Source organism: Thorsellia anophelis DSM 18579, from assembly GCF_900111395.1.
Taxonomy (GTDB): domain Bacteria; phylum Pseudomonadota; class Gammaproteobacteria; order Enterobacterales; family Thorselliaceae; genus Thorsellia; species Thorsellia anophelis.
In genome coordinates, this window is record NZ_FOHV01000024.1 from 15,933 (window position 1) to 41,997 (window position 26,065).

Annotated in this window: 22 protein-coding genes; 14 read left to right on the plus strand and 8 right to left on the minus strand. The window is 36.5% G+C overall.

Annotation, left to right across the window (positions count from 1 at the left end; all coding sequences use genetic code 11):
• Positions 1 to 115 precede the first annotated feature (115 nt).
• On the minus strand, positions 116 to 979 hold the full coding sequence (locus BMW37_RS11475) for an MBL fold metallo-hydrolase (protein WP_093321202.1): 864 nt from the start codon (positions 977 to 979) through the stop codon (positions 116 to 118).
• Positions 980 to 1,284: 305 nt separating this feature from the next.
• Here BMW37_RS11475 and BMW37_RS11480 point away from each other — a divergent pair, with 305 nt between their 5' ends.
• From BMW37_RS11480 to BMW37_RS11510, 7 genes are all read left to right on the plus strand, one after another.
• Positions 1,285 to 1,572, plus strand: coding sequence for an ArsR/SmtB family transcription factor (locus tag BMW37_RS11480; protein ID WP_093321253.1), 288 nt, complete (start codon positions 1,285 to 1,287; stop codon positions 1,570 to 1,572).
• Positions 1,573 to 1,722: 150 nt separating this feature from the next.
• Positions 1,723 to 2,151 (plus strand): YeeE/YedE family protein, encoded by a 429-nt coding sequence (locus BMW37_RS11485; RefSeq protein ID WP_093321204.1) that lies wholly within the window; start codon positions 1,723 to 1,725, stop codon positions 2,149 to 2,151.
• A 44-nt stretch (positions 2,152 to 2,195) separates the two neighbouring features.
• On the plus strand, positions 2,196 to 2,621 hold the full coding sequence (locus BMW37_RS11490) for a DUF6691 family protein (protein ID WP_093321207.1): 426 nt from the start codon (positions 2,196 to 2,198) through the stop codon (positions 2,619 to 2,621).
• Positions 2,621 to 3,436 (plus strand): sulfite exporter TauE/SafE family protein, encoded by an 816-nt coding sequence (locus BMW37_RS11495; protein ID WP_093321210.1) that lies wholly within the window; start codon positions 2,621 to 2,623, stop codon positions 3,434 to 3,436. Before BMW37_RS11490 ends, BMW37_RS11495 begins: the two co-directional genes overlap by 1 nt.
• A 334-nt stretch (positions 3,437 to 3,770) precedes the next feature.
• Complete coding sequence (locus BMW37_RS11500) at positions 3,771 to 5,639, plus strand: protein-disulfide reductase DsbD (RefSeq protein WP_093321212.1); 1,869 nt, start codon at positions 3,771 to 3,773, stop codon at positions 5,637 to 5,639.
• Positions 5,640 to 5,794: 155 nt separating this feature from the next.
• Positions 5,795 to 6,625, plus strand: coding sequence for a thiol:disulfide interchange protein DsbG (gene dsbG / locus BMW37_RS11505; RefSeq protein WP_093321215.1), 831 nt, complete (start codon positions 5,795 to 5,797; stop codon positions 6,623 to 6,625).
• Between the two features lie 53 nt (positions 6,626 to 6,678).
• Positions 6,679 to 8,226, plus strand: coding sequence for a methyl-accepting chemotaxis protein (locus BMW37_RS11510; RefSeq protein WP_093321218.1), 1,548 nt, complete (start codon positions 6,679 to 6,681; stop codon positions 8,224 to 8,226).
• A gap of 181 nt (positions 8,227 to 8,407) precedes the next feature.
• Here the strand turns inward: BMW37_RS11510 and BMW37_RS11515 are convergent, their stop codons facing one another.
• From BMW37_RS11515 to BMW37_RS11525, 3 genes are all read right to left on the minus strand, one after another.
• Positions 8,408 to 9,547 carry an NADH:flavin oxidoreductase/NADH oxidase gene (locus BMW37_RS11515; RefSeq protein WP_093321220.1) on the minus strand — a complete coding sequence of 380 codons (1,140 nt, stop codon included), beginning with the start codon at positions 9,545 to 9,547 and terminating at the stop codon, positions 8,408 to 8,410.
• Between the two features lie 302 nt (positions 9,548 to 9,849).
• Positions 9,850 to 10,470 (minus strand): superoxide dismutase [Mn], encoded by a 621-nt coding sequence (sodA, locus tag BMW37_RS11520; RefSeq protein ID WP_093321223.1) that lies wholly within the window; start codon positions 10,468 to 10,470, stop codon positions 9,850 to 9,852.
• A gap of 175 nt (positions 10,471 to 10,645) precedes the next feature.
• Entirely contained in the window at positions 10,646 to 11,227 is a 582-nt protein-coding gene (locus BMW37_RS11525; protein ID WP_093321225.1) for an NAD(P)H-dependent oxidoreductase, read from the minus strand.
• Between the two features lie 160 nt (positions 11,228 to 11,387).
• On the opposite strand from BMW37_RS11525, the gene BMW37_RS11530 reads away from it, so the two are divergent.
• The 3 genes from BMW37_RS11530 (at position 11,388) to BMW37_RS11540 (ending at position 15,215) form a co-directional block, all read left to right on the plus strand.
• Positions 11,388 to 12,329, plus strand: a complete 942-nt coding sequence (locus BMW37_RS11530; RefSeq protein ID WP_218139529.1) for a LysR family transcriptional regulator — start codon at positions 11,388 to 11,390, stop codon at positions 12,327 to 12,329.
• 112 nt (positions 12,330 to 12,441) lie between these two features.
• Positions 12,442 to 14,427, plus strand: coding sequence for an ATP-binding protein (locus BMW37_RS11535; protein WP_093321228.1), 1,986 nt, complete (start codon positions 12,442 to 12,444; stop codon positions 14,425 to 14,427).
• A gap of 29 nt (positions 14,428 to 14,456) precedes the next feature.
• Positions 14,457 to 15,215, plus strand: coding sequence for a DeoR/GlpR family transcriptional regulator (locus tag BMW37_RS11540; protein ID WP_093321230.1), 759 nt, complete (start codon positions 14,457 to 14,459; stop codon positions 15,213 to 15,215).
• A gap of 131 nt (positions 15,216 to 15,346) precedes the next feature.
• Here the strand turns inward: BMW37_RS11540 and pyrI are convergent, their stop codons facing one another.
• Positions 15,347 to 15,820, minus strand: a complete 474-nt coding sequence (pyrI, locus tag BMW37_RS11545; protein WP_093321233.1) for an aspartate carbamoyltransferase regulatory subunit — start codon at positions 15,818 to 15,820, stop codon at positions 15,347 to 15,349.
• 115 nt (positions 15,821 to 15,935) lie between these two features.
• Positions 15,936 to 16,868, minus strand: a complete 933-nt coding sequence (gene pyrB, locus BMW37_RS11550; RefSeq protein WP_093321236.1) for an aspartate carbamoyltransferase — start codon at positions 16,866 to 16,868, stop codon at positions 15,936 to 15,938.
• 439 nt (positions 16,869 to 17,307) lie between these two features.
• Here pyrB and hemL point away from each other — a divergent pair, with 439 nt between their 5' ends.
• Together hemL and BMW37_RS11560 are read left to right on the plus strand one after the other, a co-directional pair.
• Positions 17,308 to 18,609 (plus strand): glutamate-1-semialdehyde 2,1-aminomutase, encoded by a 1,302-nt coding sequence (gene hemL, locus BMW37_RS11555; RefSeq protein ID WP_093321238.1) that lies wholly within the window; start codon positions 17,308 to 17,310, stop codon positions 18,607 to 18,609.
• An 11-nt stretch (positions 18,610 to 18,620) separates the two neighbouring features.
• Positions 18,621 to 19,136 (plus strand): C40 family peptidase, encoded by a 516-nt coding sequence (locus BMW37_RS11560; protein ID WP_093321241.1) that lies wholly within the window; start codon positions 18,621 to 18,623, stop codon positions 19,134 to 19,136.
• A 93-nt stretch (positions 19,137 to 19,229) separates the two neighbouring features.
• Here BMW37_RS11560 and gorA read toward each other — a convergent pair whose 3' ends face one another.
• Both gorA and recN read right to left on the minus strand, forming a co-directional pair.
• Positions 19,230 to 20,582, minus strand: a complete 1,353-nt coding sequence (gene gorA, locus BMW37_RS11565) for a glutathione-disulfide reductase (protein WP_093321243.1) — start codon at positions 20,580 to 20,582, stop codon at positions 19,230 to 19,232.
• A gap of 218 nt (positions 20,583 to 20,800) precedes the next feature.
• Complete coding sequence (gene recN, locus BMW37_RS11570; RefSeq protein WP_093321246.1) at positions 20,801 to 22,486, minus strand: DNA repair protein RecN; 1,686 nt, start codon at positions 22,484 to 22,486, stop codon at positions 20,801 to 20,803.
• A gap of 385 nt (positions 22,487 to 22,871) precedes the next feature.
• Here recN and trkA point away from each other — a divergent pair, with 385 nt between their 5' ends.
• On the plus strand, positions 22,872 to 24,236 hold the full coding sequence (gene trkA, locus BMW37_RS11575) for a Trk system potassium transporter TrkA (RefSeq protein ID WP_093321248.1): 1,365 nt from the start codon (positions 22,872 to 22,874) through the stop codon (positions 24,234 to 24,236).
• Positions 24,237 to 24,406: 170 nt separating this feature from the next.
• Entirely contained in the window at positions 24,407 to 25,651 is a 1,245-nt protein-coding gene (gene serA / locus BMW37_RS11580) for a phosphoglycerate dehydrogenase (protein ID WP_093321250.1), read from the plus strand.
• Positions 25,652 to 26,065: the final 414 nt, after the last annotated feature.

Consider the following 26,065-nt stretch of genomic DNA (forward strand, 5'->3'; position numbering starts at 1 on the left):
ATTTCATTCTACGTTTGAATATGATTAAATTAACCAACCTTTAATTATTAATTTTAAATCAATGTTATAGAATAATCGCGATGTAACTCTATGTTTAATTATTGACAGCCATCTTCTATAATAAATTGATTGGAATTTTAAGATAAGTAACCCCGTTGTCTTCTTTAGGTGGTAACTTCCCAGCTCTAATGTTCACTTGCACGGAAGGTAACAGCAGAACTGGCATCGGTAATGTTTTATCTCTCGATTCACGAAGCGCAATAAATTCAGATTCAGTAATGCCATCCCTAACATGAATGCTGGCACGTTTTTGCTCCCCAAGTGTTGTCTCAAACATGGGTTTTCTTCCTGCAGGTGGATAATCATGGCACATAAATAATTTTGTTTCAGGTGGGTAACTCAGTAATTTTTGGATAGATTGCCACAATGTTTTAGCACTTCCACCTGGAAAATCACATCGAGCAGTGCCTACATCAGGTAAAAATAGACTGTCTCCAACAAAAATAGCATCACTAATTTTGTAAGCTAAATCAGCTGGCGTATGGCCAGGTACGGCAATTGTTTCAAGCGTTAAATCTCCAAATGAAAGCGATTCTCCAGCTTTGATTAAATAATCAAATTGAGAGCCATTAGGTAAAAATTCTTTTTCTAAATTAAATATGTCTTTAAAGATTGTTTGGACTTCAGTAATTTTTTCACCGATAGCTATTTTACCGCCTAAGTGCTCTTTTAAATAAGGTGCTGCAGAGAGGTGATCAGCATGCGCATGGGTTTCTAATATCCATTGCACAGTAAGTTGATGGTCTTTAATGTACGAGATAACGCCATCAGCACATTTCGTAGACGTTCTGCCTGATTTAGGGTCATAGTCTAGTACTGAGTCAATAATGATAGCACTCCCGTTTGGTTTATCATAAACGACATAACAGACAGTTGCAGTTACGTTATCAAAAAATTCTTGAATAATAGGTACTTGCATATATCCTCCTAAGTAATTGTGCATGTTACGTTAACCTAATAAATTTTATTGTTTTAATGAATGGAATTAGAATTTGCTTTATAGATAAGATAAATATAATATATAAAAAAGTAAAATGTTTTCCAATAAATTTTGTCATGATTTGTGATGTCATACTGTTATTTAAATGTATACAATAGGTCATTTGCATTAGAGCAATCTAACAGTCATAACTGAATTTAACTTGGTGAGGAAACATGGCCGAATTAACTACTTCATTGCAATTAGCTACATTGCAATCAACAACGACACCACTGCAAGAAGCTATGCAGGTTGCTGCAAAAGAGGCCGCCGAGGTCTTAAGGGTGCTTGCGAATGATGACCGATTACTTTTGTTGTGCTTTTTGAGTCAAGGGGAAGCGAATGTAGGGGAGCTTGAAGTAGCCTTGGGAATCAAACAACCAACTTTATCTCAGCAACTTGGCGTCATGAGAAAGCAAGGGGTAGTTGAAACACGCCGTGTGGGAAAGCATATTTATTATAGAATTGAAGATCCTAAAATCTTTAAATTATTGCAAACAATGTATGAGCTGTACTGCCCTAAACAAGCATAAATGTGCTTTGGTAACTTGATACATCAATAACTTTAAGTACTTCCACAGCCTCATGTGTTAGCGTGTAAAATTTTAGGATGATATAACCAGCTTGACAGTTTAAAGTTAGCTAATACTAGCAAAACATTATTATGCAGAAGTGAGGTGAATATGTGGATTGATATAGAGGCATTTACGCCTATTGAGAGTTTAATTGGTGGGGTTTTGATTGGACTTGCTGCCATGATTTTAATACTATTTTGCGGTAGGGTTATGGGGATCAGTGGCATCATAGGTGGAATATTTCAAAAAAATTCAGGAGTATTGTGGCGGGTCTTTTTTTTAGTCGGATTATTCAGTGCCCCTTGGCTTTATCAAACGCTCAGCCAAACCATACCCGTAGTAGAAATAACAGCGTCATGGTGGGTAATTATTTTAGCTGGCCTGCTTGTTGGATTTGGCACAAGGTTAGGGTCAGGTTGTACCAGTGGTCACGGTGTATGTGGTTTATCAAGATTTTCTTTAAGATCGTTAGCTTCAACATTGATCTTTATGATCGTTGCAATCTTAACGGTTTTTTTAGTCGGTTTTTTTAAATAATGAGATTTAATTCTGCATCGTGAGAGCATGTAAAGAGAATAGATATGGAAAAGATTGTTTGTTTAATTAGCGGTTTGGTCTTTGGATTGGGGTTAGTGATAAGTGGTATGGCTAATCCTGCTAAGGTGATTGGATTTTTATCTATTACAGCGCGCTGGGATCCTTCTTTAGCATTCGTTATGGGCGGCGCTATTATTATTGGTGTGATTGCTTTTTTTATAGCTAAACGAAAAACAACATCACTACTAGGCTTACCCATCTCTCTACCAACAAATACCAGTATTGATAAAAAATTAGTGGTAGGGGCTATTTTATTTGGTTTAGGTTGGGGGCTTGCTGGTATATGCCCTGGACCAGGTTTAGTTTTGTTTGCGATGGGAATCCCAAAGGGAATCGCTTTTGTTGGTGCTATGCTAGTTGGAATGATTCTATTTGAACTGACTGTCAATAAAATAAGCAAACAGTTTTAATGATCATCATTTATTGTTTAGGAATTCTTGTCGGATTAGTACTCGGTTTAACAGGGGCTGGAGGTGGGATTATTGCTATTCCAGTCTTAATGTATGGGCTTAATTGGGATTTATTAACTGCAGGACCAGTTGCTTTAATTGCAATCGCCTTTGGTGCTTGGGTTGGTGCTTATTATGCTTATCAACAAGGCATGCTCAATTTTAAAGCGGGTATAATTATGGCCCTTTTTGGTATGCCTATCACTCCTCTAGGTCAATTACTAGCACGATCTATACCTTATTGGATTTTATTGATATTATTTATTTTTGTTATTTTTATTGTGGCGATTCGAATGTGGATGAGCACAATTAGTGATTTCGCATTAAGGAATAATCAGAATAATCATTCATTAATTGAGAAAAGTTCCTCCTTTCTTTCATCTTTTAAGTTAAGTCAATCAAAACTCAGTTCTTTTAGTGTATTTATTTTTATCGGTATGGTCTCTGGGTTGATGACAGGGTTATTGTCAGTAGGAGGCGGATTTATCATTGTTCCTTTGCTGACTCAATTAACAAAGCTAAATATTAAGCAAGCAAGTGCCACTTCGTTACTTGTGATAGCAATAATCAGTACAGTGGGTGTTATTAGTGCAGAGATGAAGGGCGCTCATTTTCCTATGCCGTTTACAATTTGGTTTACTATCACTGTTATAATAGGTCTATTATTAGGCCGGCGTATAACGCAGCATCTATCTGATAAAGTGATTTTACGGAGTTTTTCAATTCTATTGATACTAGTGGCTTTAATGATGCTTAGTCAGTATGCGCTTAAATAGCTAAATAATTCTTTTGAACATGGCTAGTTTTACAACAAGCTGAGTAGGTTAACTAGCACGGTAGACAAATCATTTATCTGAGTTGGGTTTGCTAGTGTACGATTTAGCAAATGGTTTACTTATGCGGGGATGAACCCTAAATCTTAATTAATCATTTTCAATAATTTACTTCATTGAGAGATGATTTTGATATACTTAATAGAAAATTCGGTGTTTAACTAACTTTATTGCTTGATTCTCAATTATTCGAATGTAACCAAAGAATGTTTATAATATCGGATGATCTATTGTCTGATATCAAATAAATGGAACACACACTAAATGGAACGATACTATGTTATTAAGCCAGAGTAGTTTATCTGAACGTATTTATGCCTATTTATTACATAAACGAATTGTTATAGCCTGCTTTTTAAGTTTATTGATTGGGTTACTTAGCGTATCCCATTCAGTAGAGGCAAACTTATTTGGTAACACAAAGGGTAATGGCCAAGATGTATTATCAGCAAATCAGGCTTTTGTCTTAGATTTTACTCAAAAAAATGAGTCTCTTGTTTTAACTTGGGCTATATCCCCTGGTTATTATTTATATCAAGATAAATTTGAAATTAAAGCGAAAGATAGTCGTGTTAGTGATATTACCTTTCCTATCAGCATGTCACATGTTGATGAATTTTTTGGTGAAGTACAAATCTATCGGGATCAGGTTAGTTTACCATTAACTATTTATGAAACAGGAGATAACCCTAGTTTAAGTATAACTTTTCAGGGATGCGCTGATAGAGGGATTTGTTATCCACCGAAAAAAATTGATATCCCTCTTAAATTATTAGACCGTCCTTTAGATTCTGCTAGTGTTATAGGGGAAACTAAGACAGAAATTGATTCGTCGTTATTAGAAGAAAGTCAGGTAGATCAACTTCAAAATAAAATAAGTGACCAAGCAGGAGAATTAAGTTTTTCAGTATGGTGGGCATTTTTTCTTGGTCTCGGTGTTGCGTTTACTCCCTGTGTGTTACCTATGTATCCACTTATGGTTGGCTTAATTGCAGGGCGAAAAAATAGTCAGTCGACAACTAAAATAGGATTGTTAGTATTTAGTTATATTCAAGGAATGGCTTTAAGTTATACGATATTAGGTGTTATTGTTGCGCTTGCAGGTATTAAATTTCAAGCAGCACTACAACACCCTATTTTATTAGGCAGTATTGCCATTTTATTTTTGATATTAGCCGGTAGCATGTTTGGATTCTATCAATTAAATATGCCAAGCTCAATTCAAACTAAATTAGTCAATTGGAGTAATCAGCAAAAAAGTGGCTCGTTTATTGGTGTTTTTTTTATGGGGGCGATTGCAGGACTACTTTGTTCTCCCTGTACAACCGCGCCACTTTCCGCAATATTACTTTATATAGCTAAAAGTAATGATATACAGATTGGTGGATTAGCCCTTTATTTGTACGCGCTTGGAATGGGATTACCTCTGATGGGATTTGCTTTATTTGGACATAAATTAATGCCTAAAGCAGGTGCTTGGATGCAATATGTGAAAGAATCGTTCGGGTTTATTATTTTAGCGTTACCGCTATTTTTGTTAGAACGATTTGTACCCGCACAAATCAGTGAATTACTATGGGCATTACTGATAACCGCATTTATTGCATGGGCATTATTTATCGCTTTGCAATCTCAAAAACCGAGAGCGAGAATTGTTCAAATAGGACTTTGCTTGATTTTATTGATAAGTGCATATCCCTTGCAACAAGTGGCTTGGCAAATGATCACTCAAAAAACTGGTTTTTACTTGTTAGCTACGCCTCAAGGAAATTCGCATCAAGCTGAGTTAAAGTTTATTGACGTGGTCACACTTGAACAATTGAATGAGGAACTTATGACTAGCCAAGAAACGAATCAAATGGTTCTGCTTGATTTTTATGCTGATTGGTGCGCGGCATGCAAACAATTTGAAAAATATACGTTTTCAGATCAAAAAGTGCAGGAACTACTAAAAAATACGAAACTCATTCGATTAGATGTTACCGAAAATACAGATGCTAATACAGCGCTATTGGCAAATTATGACATACTTGGATTGCCCGCTATTTTAATCATCGATGGCAAAGGGGAAGAGAAAACCAGGATAAATGGGTTTTTATCCGCGCAAAAATTTATCAGTCAAATCAAGACTTTTTATCTAAATTAATAGGGGTGGGAATAGTTTGGAAAATGGTGTTTCTATTTACAAAACAGTTTTATCATTATAACAAACAAGTCTCTATCGCTAGAGGATACATGTCTCGGTGCGATTTTCTAATAATATCATCGAAGCTTAACAGAATACTCAGCAAAGGATCTTAAATGACAATTTTGAACACCAATCTATCAAAGTCAACAGGCATATTATCAAGCGCTCTGCTTAATACAAAATTTAAACTAAAACATACCTTACTTGCGATGACTTTCATACCTGCCATTGCATTAGCAGAGGAAGTCACTTACCCAGAACCAATTGCGCGTTGGCAGCAAGAGGGAGTATCGATTGTCTCTGAATTTAAAGCTCCTAATGGTATGCGTGGTTTTACAGCGATGTATGAAGGGGTAGGAATTACCTTATATCTTATGGCTGATGGAGAACATGTATTATGGGGAGATTTATATGATGCAAAAGGAACAGATTTATCCGCAGAAGCATTAGAAGCGGCTATTTATAGTAAAATGGCTGCTGAATTATGGGAAAGAATGGAAAAAAGCACTTGGGTACAAGATGGTAGCACTGAAGCGAAGCAAATTGTTTATGTCTTCACTGACCCTAATTGTCCCTACTGTAGGGAATTTTGGCAGACATCAAGGCCTTGGGTTGAAAGTGGTAAAGTGCAATTAAGACATATTTTAGTGGGTATTTTATCAGATGAAAGCCCATTAAAAGCTGCTGCAATTTTGAATGATAAAGACCCCGCTGCTGCCTTATTGGCGTACGAGCAATCTAATGGGCAAGGTGCTTTAGCGTTACCTAATGAGATAGATGAAAAGACACTTGCAAATCTTGAATCAAATTTAGAGATCATGGATGCATTAGGAGCAAGCGCTACTCCTGCAATTTACTATTTAAGTCCTAAGGGTAGATTACAACAACAACTTGGTATGCCAGATGATAAGCAGTTAAAAGCAATTATGGGCGAGCCAGAATAGCACATTCACTTTAAACTAATTATGCATTGGTCAATTATAAAAAGGATGAATAAATGAGTATTCAAACTCGGTTATACCTTTCATTAGTCTGTATTTGTCTCTTAGTATTAGGGTTAGGTGGAGTGATTAGCTTTGATTTTTGGCAGTCATTTGCCAATCAACCTGCTGCTTTAGAGCGGGCTCCTAACATGAATGATAATCTTAAAGGGCATATGCTATTTATTTTACTGAGCATAGCGAGTGTGATTGCAATATTAATCATCACAGGGATATTGACTATTCGCTATATTTTTAATCATATCGGCGCCGATCCTGAACACATTTTAATTGTTGCAAATAAAATTGTTTCAGGCGATTTAACATTAGAAAATAAACAGGGCATGCAAAACGTTAAGCCAGATACTATCATGGGTGCGATCATTAAAATGCAAGCAACTTTGCTAAGCACAATTGTTGCTGTGCGAAGTGGCATGGATAAGATGTTTTCTGCTGCAAATGAAATTGCGATAGGTAATCAAGATTTAGCCAGAAGAACACTTGAAGAAGCTGAAGGACTAGAAATCACAGCAACGGCTATCGGACAGTTGACAGCTACAGTTAAGCAGAACTCAGATCATGCTAAAGAGGCAAACGATCTTGCTCATGTCGCCTCTGATGTGGCTAAAAAAGGGGGAGAGGCGGTTGATGAAGTGATTAGCATGATGGAAAAAATTAATGATTCATCAAAACGTATTGTGGATATCATTAGTGTCATTGATGGTATTGCATTTCAGACAAATATACTTGCTTTGAATGCCGCTGTAGAAGCGGCACGAGCTGGCGAAGCTGGCCGCGGGTTTGCTGTGGTTGCAACTGAAGTTCGTAATTTAGCGCAAAGATCTGCAAGTGCAGCAAAAGAAATTCAAACCCTAATTGATCACTCAGTAACGAATGCTGACATAGGTCGTGAAGTGGCAAACCATGCAGGAACAATCATGGATGACATTGTCGATAGAGTGGATGAAGTAACCACAATTATTAACAGTATAAGTCAAGCAAGTGAAGAGCAAAGCATTGGCATAGAGCAAATAAATCAGTTAATTTTGAAAATGGAACAAAGAACTCAACAAAATAGTTCTTTAGTTGATCATGCCGCCACAGCCGCAACAGATATGCAAGAGCAATCATCCAAGCTCTCCCATCTAATCGGTCAGTTTAAAGTGGTTGATTCGGATGAAACACACGCACCGACATTACATATCAAAAGTTCTTTGCCAATTATGCCTATTAGTGATTCGCTAGCAGTAGCACCTCAATTGGGCCCTGATGACATGGAAGAAGTTGCTAGAGCGGGATTTAAAAGTGTCATTATCAATCTACCTGACTATGAAATTAATCAGCACCAACCTACCGCAGCAGATATTATTGCAATTGGCAAAATAAAAGGTTTAACAATTAAACATCAACCTGTGGTTGGTAGCCAAATTAATCAAATGGATGTGAATGAATTTGGGCGATTATTAAATAGTTTACCAAAACCTACGCTTGCATTTTGTCGAAGTGGTAAGAGGTGTTCTAAGTTATTTAATTTGTTGAATGGACAAGAAAGTGATATCAATTAATAGATTTAATTTCACACGGTCATCTATAACAACGGTGAAGTACGTGCTATTACGATTTAAAAAACCACTGTGAATTAAATGTTATTGAGCAAATTAAAGGGAATGCTAGACCATTTTTGAGGCAAAATGCTCTAGCATTTTAGTGTTTATGCACAAGGCAAATAGTTATTCTTTAAATAGTTTATTTGTTTAATGCATCAGTGGCATTAGTTGTCGAGATATCCATGTCTGGATGAGGTTTAAATAGGTCAGATCTTCCTCTTGGTGCACAACGAACATACTGTAACGGTGCATTTACTTTTGCTCCTAATACTTCCGCAGCATGCCATGGCCATCTTGGATTATAGAGTATCGCTCTGGCTAATCCGATTAAATCCGCTTGTTGCTTGGTTAAAATAGACTCTGCTTCTTCTGGCTTTGTGATTAACCCTACTGCGATAACTGGTAGATCAGGAACAGCTTGCTTGATCGCTTGTGCTAGCGGAACTTGATAGAGTGGGCCTACTGGAATTTTTTGTTGGTCACTGAGTCCAGCGCTTGATACATGCAAATAGGCACACGACCTTGCTTGGATAGATTTTGCAACTTCAATCGCCTCTTCAATATCAAATCCACCTTCAACCCAATCAGTTGCTGAAATTCTGACACCAATTGGTAATTTAAAATCTGGGTGAGCATTTAATCTATCAATAATCTCAAGCAATAAACGCATACGATTATTTAAGCTTCCACCATATTCATCCGTACGAAGATTAGTAATAGGAGATAAAAATTCGTGTAAAAGATACCCATGAGCTGCATGAATTTCAATAATATCAATCCCGATAGATTGAGCTCTTAACGCAGCCTGAACAAACTCATCAATAATAATTTCTATTTCATTAATCGTAAGTGCAACAGGATTAGGATAAGAGTCATGGTAGCGTACAGCCGAGGGAGCGACAACTTGCCATGGTTTTTTGACATCAGATTTCCAAGGAACAGGCGTGGAGGCTTTTCTGCCTGCGTGTGCTAATTGAATACCGACAGGAGCATTCGCTATTTTTCTGGCTTTATCTAAGTGAAGTTTAATTGCTTGTGCTCTCTCATCATCCCAAATACCTAAATCAGCCTCAGATATACGACCAGCTGGCGTAACTGCTGTTGCTTCAATGATAAATAGGCCTGCACTAGACATCAGCATTGAGCTCCAGTGTTGAAAATGCCAATCATTTGCAAAACCATCTATGGAAGAATAAGTACACATTGGAGCAATAACGATTCGATTATCTAAATTTAGCGTTGATTGCGGAAAAGTAAATGAAGTAAAGAGTTGAGACATAAAATCTTCCTTAATATTTATGGGGTGTTCAAAATGAACGTGCATTATTATTTTGATTTAATTGGATGTGTCTTAATTGTATTGTTATGAAATTTAAAGCCTAATTGAGTGTTTAAATAGTTATTAACTGGCTAAATAGTTTTAGGTATATAAAATGATGAGAAATCAAATGCTTTAATCTAGCAAGCTTGATTGATTCGTTAATAATTATCATGAAAGAAGAGAAAATGATCTCTTCTTTCATATCAAAAAACTTCAACGAACTACTATTAATATACTTGTTACAATAGTAGTAGGTTATATTATTTTACTTGTGCAAAACGGTTAGCCGCTTCATCCCAGTTAACAACATTCCAAAATGCTTTAATGTAGTCAGGACGACGGTTTTGGAATTTCAAATAATAAGCATGTTCCCACACATCTAAACCTATTATTGGAAAACCAGAGCAGCCAGCAACAGCTTGGCCCATAAGTGGACTATCCTGATTTGCAGTAGACACAACGGCAAGTTTACCATCTTGGTATACTAACCAAGCCCAGCCAGAACCAAAACGGGTAGCTGCTGCCTGTTCAAATTTTTCTTTGAATGCGTCAACAGAACCAAAATCACGCTCAATCGCAGCTTTAAGATCACCTGCTAAAGTTGTACCTACTTTTAGACCTTTCCAAAATAAGCTGTGATTCGCATGGCCACCAGCGTTATTACGAAGAACAGGACGTTTTTCAGCAGGAACTTTGTCTAAATCAGCAATAAGCGCTTCAACGCTTAATTTAGCAAGATCAGGTAAATCTGCTAATGCATTATTTGCATTATTGACATAAGCTTGATGATGCTTGCTATGGTGAATTTCCATGGTTTCTTTATCAAAGTGTGGCTCAAGTGCATCATATGCATAAGGTAATTCAGGTAAAGAGTAACTCATAATCATCTCCAAAAGTGTTGTTAAATGAATGCGCCAAATTAAAAAATACTAATTGGTGCCGTTTATGATGATACCTAAAATAGGACAAAAATACTTCATGAATTTTACATTTTAAGCAAATATATCCCTAAAGAAAGTACAGAGCTGTTTTTAGCGGGATATCTCACTCAAAAAATCATTTGATAACTGTTTGCAAATGCGTTTTATAGCGTGCTAAATCAGATTCAATTGATGGTGATTTAATTACATCATGACAAGAGAAACTCTCAAGTGGTGCCAGACCTATAAATTGATTAGCTTTATGGAAAGGAAAGTAAACAGCATCAAAGCCTTTTCCTTCAAAAAACTCATCGGCATCGTCAAATGCCGCTTCAGGCGCATTCCAAGTTGCACTTATCATATAATGACGACCTTGAAGTAATCCTCCTTTACCATAATTTTTATTTGGGTTAGTTCGACTTCTACCGTCACTTGCATATAATTTTTGATGGCCTGCTGTAAATACTTCATCAATATATTTTTTAAGGGTCCAGGGTGCGCCCATCCACCATGCTGGTTGTTGATAAATAATAACGTCTGCCCATAGAAAATGATTGATTTCATTTTCTATGTCATAACCATCAGCTATATTAGTCAATTTAACTTCATGACCTAATTGACTAAGTTCTGATTGAGCAAATTCAGCTAAGGTAGCGTTTAATTTGCCAAAAGAGTGCCCAAATGCTTCTCCAGCATTAATGATAAAAACACGGCTCATTGTTTTACTCCAAGTATGTATAAGTTTATTTTTCAATAAGGAATTCATGTTGCCACAAACATGTTATCTACCACATAGTTTAGACTATTTATTTTTGTCTAAAAATAGCATAATAAGTAAAAGATTTTTTCATAAATGATCTAAATAAGAGAAACACGAGTTGAAAATAGAAGCTAAAACAGACGAATTGATAATCTTAGTTGCAGTGTATGATGCAGGGAGTTTTTCTGCTGCTGCCAGACAATTAACTTATCCAATTGCAAAAATTACAAGAGCGATTGCCAATTTAGAGTTAGCATATCAGTTGACACTTTTTACTCGTACGACTAGGCGGATTGTGCCAACAGAAGAGTGTCATCGATTTGTTGAGCGAGTACGGCAGATTTTATTGAATTTAGAAGCAAGTGAGCAAGAATTAATGCAGGTTCATGTCAAACCGCGAGGTTGGCTAAGAGTCGATGCTGTGAGTTCATTTGTGTTGCATCAACTTGTACCATTAGTGAGTCAATTTAAGTTAGCATATCCTGATATTTCGATTGAACTCATGACTAATGATAATATTATAGATTTAATCGAGAAAAAAACTGATGTCGCAATTAGAGTCGGTTTGTTAACTGATTCAAATTTATATGCGACCTCACTTGGCAAGAGTCAGATGCATATTGTTGCCTCACCTTATTATTTTAGAGATAAAAAAATACCCGACACATTATCTGAATTATTATCACATGATATGATTGGCTTTACTCGCCAAAGTAAATTAAATCGCTGGCCGCTTTCAAAAGCGTATTTATCCCTTCATCCTGAACATTGCCACCATTCTCAACTTGCTGGTGAGTATTTACAGATTACACCATGCTTAACAGCTAGCAGTGGTGAAGCTGTATTACAACTTTGCTTGGCTGGACACGGTATTGCGCTGTTATCTAATTTTACGGTAAAAGCATATTTGGACAGTGGACAACTGATTAAAATCATGCCAGATTTAATTTCTAGCAATCATCCACGTAATGAAGTGAATGCGGTCTATTATAAAAATCGAGCACTTTCAAAACGTATTTCCGTGTTTATTGATTTTCTACAAGCTAATTTAAGCTTATAGCAGTTAAAATTTTCACATGTTTGCTATCTAACATTATTAGCTAGTATGATGGATATTGATGTCATATTTTAATTGACATCACTAATATAAAACTTATCAACAGGTCGTTAAAATGAAACCTTTAAGGCGTTTAGCACAATACTATGTCGATTTACTCGTTAAATTAGGAATTTGGAAATTTTCAATGTTGCTTGCGCTCGCCATTGTTGTGTTTGGCATGGTTATTCAGATGAGTGTAACTTGGATGTTTGAGGGAAGGGTAGAAAAAATAGATTTAATTCGCTCAGTTTTTTTTGGGGTTGTTGTCACACCTTGGGCAGTTTATTTTTTATCAGTTGTTGTCGACCAAATAGAAGAATCGAGGAGGCAGTTAACCGAACTTGTTGATGAATTAGAAACATTACATCAAAGAGAAGCAAAACAAAATCAGCAGCTTAATCGAAATATTAAGCAACTTAATCAAGAAATTGTTGACAGGATTAAAGCTGAGCAAGCAAGATTACAGATTGTAGAAACGTTAAAAGAAGAAGTCATGCAAAGAAAGCGCTATCAAGATGCACTTGAACAAGCGAGCCGTGAAAAGACAACGTTTATTTCAACAATTAGCCACGAACTTAGAACCCCTTTAAATGGCATTATTGGATTGAGCCGAATTTTAGCAGATAGTCCGTTAACGCCGACTCAACAAAATTACCTGAATACTATCCAAGTTAGCGCCGTTACGCTTGGTAATATATTTAATGATATTATTGAAGTCGATAAATTAGAACGCAGGCAACAAAAAATGGATATTAAGCCAATCGATTTTATTAGGTTCTTAGCGGATCTGGAAAATATCGCAAGTTTATTAGTCCAGCAAAAAGGCATTCAATTTAGGTTCAAGCTTTTGTTTGAGGAAAAAGCCCAAGTTATGCCTCTAAGTATTGCTACCGACGAGACAAGACTCAGACAAATACTCTGGAATTTAATTAGTAATGCTGTTAAATTTACCCAAACAGGTTATGTGGAAATTCGGGTTTATTATAACGAACCACTTTCTTCGCAAATATTGGTATTTGAAGTTGAGGATAGTGGTTCAGGTATCCCTACTACAGAACACGAAGCCATTTTTGAAATGTATTATCAAGTGAAAGATAAATATGGAGGAAAACCTGCAACCGGTACCGGAATTGGTTTAGCAGTCTCGAGAACCTTAGCTAGAAAGTTAGGGGGAGATATTACAGTTGAAAGTATTCCTGCAAAAGGGTCCTGTTTTTATTTAACCTTAAATGCACCTACAACTGAATTAATTGAAGAAAATCTATCTGAACTTTATAAATTTAAAGGATTAAGTGTCTTATTGATTGAAGATATTGAGCTTAATATTTTAGTGGCCAGTTCAGTGCTTGAAAAGTTAGGCTGCCTGGTTACGGTTGCCAGAACTGGAAAAGAAGCTTTGTTTTATCTTGAAAATAATCAATTTGATATGGTACTTTTGGATATTCAATTACCAGATATGACAGGTTTAGATATTGCTAAGCAGTTTAAACTCATGAAACTTAGTGCCACACCAAGATTAATTGCTTTAACTGCGAATGTACTTGAAGATTATAGTGAGTACCATAACGCAGGAATTGAGGCTGTTTTGAATAAACCTTTATCAATTCCTGCGTTAGCTTCTGTTCTGACTGGAATTGATGGACAAATGTTAGTTTCAGAAGCCTATCATTCATCTGGACAAAATCAAAAATTGACTCAACAAATAGAAACTCCTATTTTAGATGAAATTATTTTACTTGAATATATCCAAATGATTGGAAGTGATGCCTTAAATTCGAATATAGATGTTTTTGCACAGAGTATAAAAGACTACCTACAGAAATTGAATGAGTCTTTGCTTGAAATGAATTTAGAGGAAGTGAAATCTATAGCACATAAAATTAAGGGTGCCTGCGCTTCTTTAGGTTTGATAAGATTACAAGCAATTGCTAAAATTTTACAAGATCAAGTTGAACCTGTAGATTGGGTTGAAATATCCGATCAAACTCAACAATTATTGGCTCACTGGCAACAGGATGTCAGTACGTTACAATCATGGATAAACTTAAAATCTAAGTAAGCTATTTTTACGCTAAATGAGACAATATTATGAAACAAATAACCCGGCATAATGCTATTATTGAATTGGTTCAGCTTAAGAATTATGTTTCAACCGATGAGCTTGTTGCGCACTTTTCTGTCAGCCCTCAAACCATTCGACGCGATTTAAATGAATTAGCAGAGCAAAATAAGATTTTACGTCATCATGGTGGCGCAGCGTTACCATCGAGTTCTGTTAATGCAGCTTACGCGGATAGAAAAACGATGTGGTCTTCTGAAAAAGCAAGGATTGCACAAAATGTTGCTAAGCTTATCCCTAATGGTGCAAGTTTATTTATTGATATTGGCACCACACCAGAAGCGGTTGCTTTTGCTCTATTGAATCATAATGGTTTAAAAATTGTGACGAATAATATTAATGTCGCAACATTGTTTAGTGGCAAAGAAGATAGTCAGTTGATTATTGCAGGTGGAGAGGTAAGAACTCGTGATGGTGCGATTTTTGGTGAGGCAACAATTGATTTTATTAATCAATTTCAACTGGATTTTGGAATACTTGGAATAAGTGGTATTGATGAACAAGGTACGTTGCTGGAATTTGATTATCACGAAGCTAGGACAAAACGAGCAATTATTGAAAATTCAAGAAAAACGATTCTGGTCAGTGATCACTCAAAGTTTGGTCGAAGTGCGATAGCAAAAGTAGCTGATGCAACAAAAATAGATTATTTTTTTACAAGCCAAGAACCTGAAGCTACATTTGCAGAGGCATTTTCAAAACATAATGTTGAGATGATTGTTTGTTAATAAATATGCCGTTACATGCTTGTTCTAAAGCAATCTTATCCGAGTTAGATGAGCTCTGTTGTTTTTCGCCAATTCATTGACACACTACTTATCTTATCAATGCATTGGCGAATCGTATTTAACGGTTAAAACTAAACATCCATAATCGCTTTTTGCGCAAATTCTTTTTCGCAATAATGGCATCTGAAATGTAGGCCAACACTACGATTTAGTACGGCAAAATTTGAAACTACTGGTTCATTGTGGCTAATGCAGTTGCTATTAGGGCATACTAATACATCCTCAATATTAGCAGGTAGGCTAACGACAAATTTTTTGATGACTTCATAATCTTGGATTTGGTTGATGGTTGCTTTAGGTGCATACATAGCAAGTTGATTTGCTTGTTCATCAGTCAAAAAAGTATTTTCAATTTTAATCAAATCTTTTCTGCCCATCTCCCTTGACGGTAGATTAAGTCCTACTGTTACTCTTTCATGTGTTTCTGTTAATTTAAATAGATGAAGCAATCTAAAACCAATATTTGCTGGAATATGATCAATCACAGTGCCGTGACATATGGCTTCGACATGCAATTTATTATCTAAACTTTTATTTGAAGGCATGGTTAACTCCCTTTGGTCTATGAAGTACTATAGTGTATTTAATTGATAAAGAATTATTTTTATGCGATTTTTAATATCTACATTTGCAAGTATGTACTCATTTTTTCAGTGTTATTTAGGATTGTTCTGGATTGAGTACCAGAGTCAGTAAAGCTTGTCTTGCAAAAATACCATTGCCTGCTTGTTGAAAGTAATATGCATAAGGAGTTTTATCCACATCGACTGCAATTTCATCTATTCTAGGTAATGGATGTAGGACTTTAAAATTATTTTTGACCTTCTCAAGATCTTGACCTTTTAAAATAAATTGCGCTTTAGCATTCGCATATTCAGAGGGGTCTAACCGCTCTTTTTGTACCCTGGTCATGTACAGTACATCCATTTCGCTGATAACGGCCTCAATAGAGGGATGGGTGTAATATTCAATATTTTTCTCATCTAGCATAGCTAAAATATGCGGTGGCATTGAAAGCGTTTGTGGAGAGATGAAATGAAATGTATTATTAGGAAATTTTGCAAGTGCTTGTGCAAGTGAGTGAACAGTCCTGCCGTATTTTAGGTCACCTACCATTGCAATATGCAAGCCTTCGAGTTTTGATTGAGTTTCCTGTATTGTGAACAGATCAAGCAGTGTTTGCGTTGGGTGCTGGTTTGCACCATCCCCAGCATTAAAAATAGGGATACCATTTGAAAATTGAGAAGCTAATCGAGCTGCGCCTTCTTGAGGGTGCCTTATCACAATACCATCGACGTAAGTACTTAAAACAGAAATGGTATCAGCAAGACTTTCACCTTTTTTACCAAGCGAAGTATTTGCACCATCTGAGAATCCAACAACGTTAGCGCCTAATCGTAAAATAGCAGTCTCAAACGAGAGTCTTGTTCGGGTCGAAGCTTCAAAAAAACAGCTCGCAATCACTTTATTCTCTAATGCTGTTGGCATTGGTTTAGATTTAAGAGCAACAGCTCTTTTTAGCACTAATAATAATTCTTCTTGGCAAAGATCATTAATCGAAATGATATTTTTTTGATAAAGTGAGTGTTGCATACAGGCTCCTTGGTCAAAATTGATAGGATAACAATTAAATATAGCGTTTAGATTTTTAGGAATTGAGTCCAAAAAAAAGCCCCTTTAAAAGGGGCCTTAAATAAAAATATCAACGGTGACAAAATGGCAAAAAAACATATTTTTGAGTTTTTCCGTGTAAGCCTTAGTATTAGTTGTCATATCCATGGTTATTCCTATTTAGTCTTTATTATGTGAGAGTTTGCGTAGAATTGAGAAAGAAAAATTGACTTTAAACTCGCCTATCAAATTGAATTAGACGCAAACGGCGTAGGATTATACGCTTTGAATAAAAATGTGCAAATAAATTTTCTGAAATATCTGCTATTATAGCCAAAAATGTAATGCAATAGCCCTTCTTAATAGATTTCAACATAGCTTATATGTTTTTAGCATACTTAAATAAAAAAGGAATGTCCTTATGAATCATAATAAAAATTTATCTGAATCACTTTATCAAGATGCCCAAACTGTTATCCCTGGCGGCGTCAATTCACCTGTCAGAGCGTTTAAAAGTGTAGGCGGCACACCACTGTTTATCCGCAAAGCAGATGGCGCCTATTTATATGATGTGGATGGAAAAGCGTACATTGATTATGTTGGGTCATGGGGACCTATGGTATTAGGTCATAATCACCCTGCTATTAAAGATGCAGTGATATCAGCGGTTCATAATGGATTAAGTTTTGGTGCACCAACTGAAATTGAAGTGATTATGGCGCATAAAATTACCGAGATAATGCCAAATATAGAACTTGTCAGGATGGTCAATTCTGGTACAGAAGCGACTATGAGTGCTATTAGGTTAGCAAGAGGCTATACGTCACGTGATAAAATTATCAAATTTGAAGGGTGCTATCATGGTCATGCTGATTGTTTATTAGTTAAAGCTGGCTCAGGAGCATTAACATTTGGTCAACCCAATTCTCCTGGGGTGCCAGCAGATTTTGCAAAACATACATTAACCTGTCAATTTAATGATTTAGCGTCTGTGAGGGAAGCTTTTGAAGCTCATCCGAAAGATATTGCCTGTATTATTGTTGAACCTGTTGCCGGTAATATGAATTGTATTTTACCTAATCAAGATTTTTTACCTGGCTTGAGAGCATTATGCGATGAATTTGGCGCGTTATTGATAATTGATGAGGTGATGACAGGGTTTAGGGTTGCTTTAGCGGGCGCACAGGCTCATTATAATGTTGTGCCTGATTTGACGTGCCTTGGTAAAATTATCGGGGGAGGAATGCCTGTCGGTGCGTTTGGTGGAAAAAGAGAAATTATGGAAGCACTTGCGCCAACAGGGCCTGTTTATCAAGCTGGTACATTATCTGGTAACCCCGTTGCTATGGCAGCAGGGTTAGCTTGCCTTACTGAACTCACCCAAAATGGCATTTATCCAAGATTAAGTGAATTAACTGAAAAACTGGCATTAGGATTAAAACATGCAGCTCAAACAGTTGGCATTCCGCTAGTGATTAATCATGTAGGCGGAATGTTTGGAATCTTCTTTACAGATGCGCCTTCTGTAAATAGTTATCAAGATGCAATCGCATGTGACACTGAACGCTTTAAACGATTTTTTCATCTTATGCTAGACGAAGGCGTGTATTTAGCCCCTTCTGCATTTGAAGCGGGATTCATGTCAGTGGCGCATTCAGATGAAAATATTCAACATACGATTGATGCTGCACGCCGTTGTTTTCAAAAATTATTAGCTCAATAAGAGGATAAACCATGGCAATCAGCTTAACGCCAAATAGTGTTTTTTCAATAAGCCCATTTAAGCGGGGACTATTTCTTAGGTACTTATCTATTTTATTAGTGTGTTTGCTAACAGCTTGTTCGAGTAAGCAAACACCTGTGGTGAAAGAAGGGCCGATTGCTAAAGCACTGAGTAACCATTTAAATGAATGGAAAGGCACGCCTTATCGTTATGGTGGTACGACTAAAAAGGGGATTGATTGCTCTGCTTTTGTCCAAATAGCGTTTAGAGATGTATTTAGAAAAAATTTACCAAGAAGTACAACTGATCAATCTAAGTTAGGAAAGAAGATAAACCCTAAAGAACATAGAGCTGGGGATTTGATTTTTTTCAGAACTGATGGTTCTAAATCGGTTAATCATGTTGGTATCTATGCTGAAAATAACACATTTATTCATGCTTCAACCAGCAAAGGTGTGACTCGCTCGAATCTAAGTAATGAGTATTGGAAAAAAAATTATTTGTATTCAAGAAGGGTACTAAATTAAATCAAGCTAAGCGATTAATGTTAATCAGAAGATGATATTAATCGCTTCACTTTGTTTTTCTATTTTTGAAATATATTAATTGAAAGGGAATAATTATCTCATCGTCACAAACTCTTCTGCAGCGGTTGGATGAAGAGCAACCGTGTTATCAAAATCTTTTTTCGTTGCTCCCATTTTGATGGCTACTGCAAATCCTTGTAGCATTTCGTCCATCCCGTATCCAATTCCATGCAAACCAATAATTTTTTCATTATCACCTAAGCAGACAAGTTTCATCCTGCATGGTTGGCGGTGTTGTGTTACTGCTGTGTACATCGCAGTGAAAGAGGATGTATAAACTTTGATATTTTCCTTTCCATATTGCTCGATTGCTGCCGCTTCAGTCAGGCCTATAGTGCCAATCGGTGGGTGGGTGAAAACTACAGTTGGGATTAAATCATAGTCTAAGTGTTCATCAGGCTTGTTATTAAATAATCGCTCAGAGAGACGTCTACCGGCTGCAACTGCAACAGGGGTCAGTTCAATCGCTCCTGTATTATCCCCAACGGCATAGATATTCTCAGCAGAAGTATTTTGGTATTTATCGACAATAATATAGCCTTTTTCATTCGTTTTTACGCCAGCGGCATCAAGATTAATGCTGTCAGTCATAGGTTCTCTGCCTATTGCCCAGATAAGCTGCTCTACAATAACATGGCTACCATCTTTAGCGTTAACCTGTAATAAGCCATTATCTAACTTTTCTATTGAATCAATATCAGCGTGGGTGTGTAAGGTTGGTCCCTCGTTTTTCATGATTTCAGTTAAAGTGTCGACAATTAAACTATCAAATTGTCGAAGTGGAGCATGCTGCCTGACATAGAGATGAGTGTCAGTACCAAGGGCATTTAACACACCAGCCAGTTCAGTAGCAATATAGCCTGCTCCAACGACTGCTACACTTTTAGGTTGTTGAGTTAAAGCAAAAAAACCATCTGAATCTATTCCATGCTCTGCGCCAGGGATGTTTGGTAATGTGGGCCTTCCGCCTGTTGCAATTAAAATATGGGACGCTGTGATAATTTCACCATTTACTTCTATGCTATTTGGAGACGTAAATTTTGCAAACCCTTTGATAACTTCTACTTTATTTCTATTTAAGACAGTATCATATGAAGCATGAATGCGTGATATGTAAGCTTCTCTATTTTCAATAAGTTTGGACCAATTGAATTCGTTTAAAGTTAGATCAAATCCATAATCAGAACCATAAAGTTTCACCGCATCGGCAATTTGAGCAGCATTCCACATAACTTTTTTAGGCACGCAACCGACATTAACGCAGGTTCCTCCTAAAAATTTAGCTTCAATAATGGCACACTTCTTACCATAACTCGCAGCTCTATTAATTGATGCGATTCCGCCACTGCCACCGCCAATAGCGATGTAATCAAAATGTTTAGACATTGGTATTCTCCTAATGAAAAGTTAATAATTTAAACGATGGTATTATATTTAATCTAAAATGAAAAGAGATAGTCGTGTGACGTTAAATATGTGGTCTTTTAGGCAGAAATATAGAGTAAGGGATAGGTAGCTAATTTCAATGTTAATAATGTTGGTGTAGTACTTTAAAGCAGTATCATCAAAGATATGTATGATACTGCCAAATCAATTATCAACTACTAAAAACTGTCAATTAGTTCTTTTGCATTAGCGAGTGTATTTTCCGTAATTTGGGTACCACCTAATAAACGAGCCAGTTCATTTAATCGACCTTGGTGATCTAATGCATGCATTTGTGTTGTTGTCATCATTTCCTGATTAGCATCAGGCTCAACTGTTTTATTGACATAAAAGTGTTGGTGTGCAGCAGCTGCAACTTGTGGTAAGTGTGTAACACACAGCACTTGGGTTGTTTCTCCCAATTGTCTCAATAGTTTGCCAACAATTGCAGCGGTAGGACCACTTATTCCCACATCCACTTCATCGAAAATTAATGCTGGCATTGCCATTTTTTGAGCAGTAATAACTTGTATTGCTAATGACATTCTTGATAATTCACCGCCTGATGCGACTTTTGCTAGACTAGCAAGAGGTTGACCTGGGTTTGTGGTTACTACAAATTCAATTTTATCAGCACCATAAGCACTTAGATACTCAGGTTCATGGGCAATCAGTATTTCGAATTGGCCATGTGGCATAGATAATTCTCTAATACTTTCAGTGATTTTAGCACTGAGCTCCTGCGCTGATTTTCTTCTGGCTTGATTTAAATTGCTGGCTGCAGAAAGTGCAATTTTATATTGTTCATCTATTTTCGCTACAAGTGTCTCTTGATTTTCTTGCTGAGATTTAAATTGTAGGGATTCTTGTTTTAATTGGGCATAATAAGCAGGTAAGGCTTCAGGAGTGACTTGATGTTTTCTGGCTAATTGTAATTGTTTAGATAAACGTTTTTCTAATTCGTAAAGCCTTTGCGGATCCATTTCAAGCGAGCTTGCATGATGACGCAATTCCTCGCATGCTTCATTAATTTGGATGTCGGCTTCTTCTAACATTGTAAGAATGTCGCCAAGTTTTTTATCATAACGAATGATGCCTTGTAATTGTTGTTTTGCTTTATTTAGTAACGTTGTAATATTTACATGCTCATCATCTTGAAGAAAATTGATAATATTCTGGCTTGTTAAAAGTAAATCACCACTATTTGAGAGGCGCTTGTACTCTTCATCATTAGATTCATACTCACCTTCTACAGGTAAGAAATCTTCAAGTTCTTCTAATTGATAGTTTAATAGTTCAGCTCTTGCAAGTCGTTCAGCAGCCAAAGTTTGATGCTGTGACAGTGCCTTGCAGCTCTCACTCCATGTTTTGTAGGCGGAACGCATTGCTTTGACTAGGTTAGTATCATCAAGGTAGGCATCTAGTAAATTCCGTTGGTTATCACTTTTTAATAAGGTTTGATGAGCATGCTGACCATGTATTTGAATTAGTAGTTCCCCAATTTCTCGTAATTGAGATAGAGGAACAGGGGTGCCATTGATAAACCCTTTTGACCGGCCATCTTCCCCAATTACTCTTCTTAATAAACATTCTTTGGGTAATTCATCATCTAGTTCATGTTCTTCAAGCCATTTAACTGCATCAGGGTTTTTATCTAATAAAAAACGGGCTGATAAATCTGCTTTAGTGGCACCTTTACGTACAATATTGCCTTCAACACGATTCCCTAGACACAATCCAAGAGCATCTATTGCGATTGACTTACCTGCACCTGTTTCTCCTGTAATCGCACTCATTCCTTTTTTTAAATCGATTTCTAGTTGTTCAACGATTGCAAAATTTTGTATGTTAAGTTGTATTAGCATTAGATAACCTCAATATATACTGTTTTTTTGTACAGTATAATAGAAGACAAAAAAAAACTCTGCAAGATATTATTGCGCTATTTGTAAAATTTTTTTCGAAAAAAGTTATTAAACATAAAAAAACGATATTTTCGCATGACATTCTAATCAATCTGGCGTAAATTCCCTTTTTAAAAGTCGCACAACAAGTGCAATAATTTTTTGAAAAAAAACTGATTGAGATAAGTTCTGGCGGCTGATTTTTTATTCGGTAAAAGATTAGCTAAGTGCTGTCTTGCTGATGTTTGTAATTATTTTTCTAGCTATACCTAAACTGAACTTAGATTTTTTTGTTATACCCTATGGCGTATTTGAACTTTACTTTAATGAGCAATCTTGATTCACTATGAAAATTATTATACTCGGAGCTGGGCAAGTTGGTGGAACACTTGCCGAAATACTCGTTGGTGAGCAGAATGATGTGACCATCGTTGACCATAACAATGAAATATTAAAGCAGCTTCAAGATAAACTTGATTTACGGGTTGTGCATGGCCGAGCCTCTCACCCACAAATATTACGTGAAGCGGGTGCTGAAACCGCAGACATGATAGTTGCTGTAACGAGTTCTGATGAAACGAATATGGTGGCATGTCAAATAGCCTCTGCATTATTCAAAACACCGAAGAAAATCGCAAGAATTCGCTCACCACAATATATTGAGGAAGCTGAAGAATTATTTAATCAAAATGCAATAGAGATTGATCACTTAATTTCTCCAGAACAATTAGTCACTGATTATGTACATCGTTTAATCGAGTACCCAGGTGCGCTGCAAGTCGTCAATTTTGCTGAGGGAAAAGTCAGTATTGTGGCTGCAAAAGCTTACTATGGTGGATCTCTCATCGGGTATGCGCTTTCCTCTCTTAAAGAGCATATGCCTCACATTAATACACATGTGGCAGCAATATTTAGGCACAACCGCCCAATCAAGCCGCAAGGTTCGACGATTATTGAAGCTGGGGATGAAGTGTTTTTTGTTTGTGCAACACAGCATATTAGGGCTGTAATGAATGAGTTACAACGATTAGAAAAACCATATAAGAATATTATGATAGTAGGTGGTGGTAATATTGGTGCCGGTTTAGCTGCTAGAATTGAACGGCAATGTCGGGTTAAATTAATTGAAAAAGATCAAGGTAGGGCGGAATATTTATCTGAGTCGTTGCAGCATACAACTGTATTTTGTGGTGATGCATCAGATCAAGAGTTGTTGAAAGAAGAAAATATTGAACAGGTAGATTTATTTGTTGCGCTTACAAATCGAGATGAAGATAACATTATGTCTTCTATGTTAGCAAAACGCTTAGGTGCAAAAAGGACTATGGTATTAATACAGCATAAAGCTTATTTTGAACTTCTGGAAGATAGCGATATCGATGTGACGATATCTCCGCAACAAACAACAATATCAGCGTTGTTAACTCATGTTCGTAAGGCAGATATAGTAAGCGTCGCCTCTTTAAGAAGAGGTGTCGCTGAAGCGATTGAAGCGATTGCTCATGGAGAGGAAAATCACTCTCATGTTGTTGGCAAGCGAATCGATCAAATTAAACTACCAACAGGTACAACTATTGGTGCTATCGCAAGAGATGAAGACATTATTGTCGCGGATAATCAAACTGTGATAGAGGCGAATGATAGAGTAATTTTATTTTTGACAGATAAGCGCGTAGTACCAGATGTTGAGCGATTATTCCAAGTTGATTAGTTGATCAGTTATAAAAATTTAAATAAAGTGTCTTTCCATTCGTGATAATATAAAAATAATCAAGCAGCGCAATATTATTTTTACCAGATGTGTAAATTTCAAAACTCAAAACAATGTAAGAATGAAACAAAGTAATTGTTAACCGTCGATTAAAGATAAGTGAGGCATAAGTGAACAGAGTAAAAACATCATTAGGAAAAGATAAGATTAAGTTTCTACTATTAGAAGGAGTGCACGAAAGTGCTGTCGAAGTACTTAAGAATGCAGGGTATACAAATATTGAATATCATAAAGGTGCGCTAAAAGATGATGAACTAAAATTAGCAATTAAAGATGCTCATTTTGTCGGGATTCGTTCACGAACACATTTATCAGAAGATATTCTTAATGAAGCACAAAAATTAATAGCTGTGGGATGTTTTTGTATTGGAACAAACCAGGTTAATTTAAATGCTGCGGCAAGTAAAGGTATTCCTGTTTTTAATGCACCATTTTCTAATACACGTTCTGTCGCTGAAATGGTACTTGGTGAAATTCTTTTGTTACTCAGAGGGATCCCAGCCGCGAATGCAAAAGCACATAGAGGTATTTGGCATAAACTCGCTTCTGGCTGTTTTGAAGCACGAGGTAAAAAACTTGGCATTATAGGGTATGGCCATATAGGTACTCAGCTTGGTATTTTAGCAGAAGGTCTGGGTATGCAGGTTAAGTTTTATGATATAGAGCATAAATTACCGCTTGGAAATGCCCAGCAAGAGCAGTCACTCAATGAACTATTAGCTCAGTCTGACGTTATTTCTTTGCACATCCCTGAGAATGCATCAACCAAAAATATGATTTCTAAAGAGCAATTAGCTCAAATGAAAAAAGGTGCTATGTTAATTAATGCTTCAAGAGGAACAGTGGTTGATATCGATGCACTAGCTGATGCATTAAGAAATGAGCATCTTGCAGGTGCTGCTATAGATGTATTTCCTGAAGAGCCAGCAACAAATAGCGATCCGTTTATCTCGCCATTATGTGAGTTTGATAATGTAATATTGACGCCACATATAGGCGGCTCGACAGAGGAAGCTCAAGAGAATATAGGGATTGAAGTCGCTGGTAAACTTGCTAAATATTCTGATAACGGCTCTACACTATCAGCGGTCAATTTTCCTGAGGTTTCACTTCCTATTCATACAGGTGACACTAGTCGCTTACTTCATATACATGAAAATAGGCCTGGAATTATGACCCAGATTAACCAAGTATTTGCTGAAAATAGCGTTAATATTGCCGCACAATATTTACAAACAACGCCTGAAATAGGATATGTCGTAATCGATTTAGAAGCTGAGAAAGAAATTGCTCAGAAGGTTATTGAATCAATGAAAGCAATTGAAGGCACCATAAAAGCGCGTTTGTTATACTAACATTGCTTTTATATTAGTCTTTCGGTTTGTTTTTTGTTCATATAACTATATTATTGAAAAAAAAGACTTGCGCAATAAAAATTATCGCCTATAATTCGCCGCCTGTTAGCCACTAAGCAAATTCTTAATAGAATAAGCAAATAGAGCCAACAAGCGGTTGATTTAAGTTTCGTGAAATAAAATAGCAAAATTTAAACACAATCGTAGCGAGAAAAGTTAAAATAATTTTAAAAATTAACTTGACACGCTAAATTGGGTGAGTATAATACGCGCCCTGTCGATGAGAAGAAACTTCCCGACACCTTCGGTCAATATACCGAACGCTCTTTAACAATTTATCAGACAATCTGTGTGGGCACTCGCAAGATATGACAAAAAACAGATAACCAAGAACGCTATAAATCTTAGTTATCG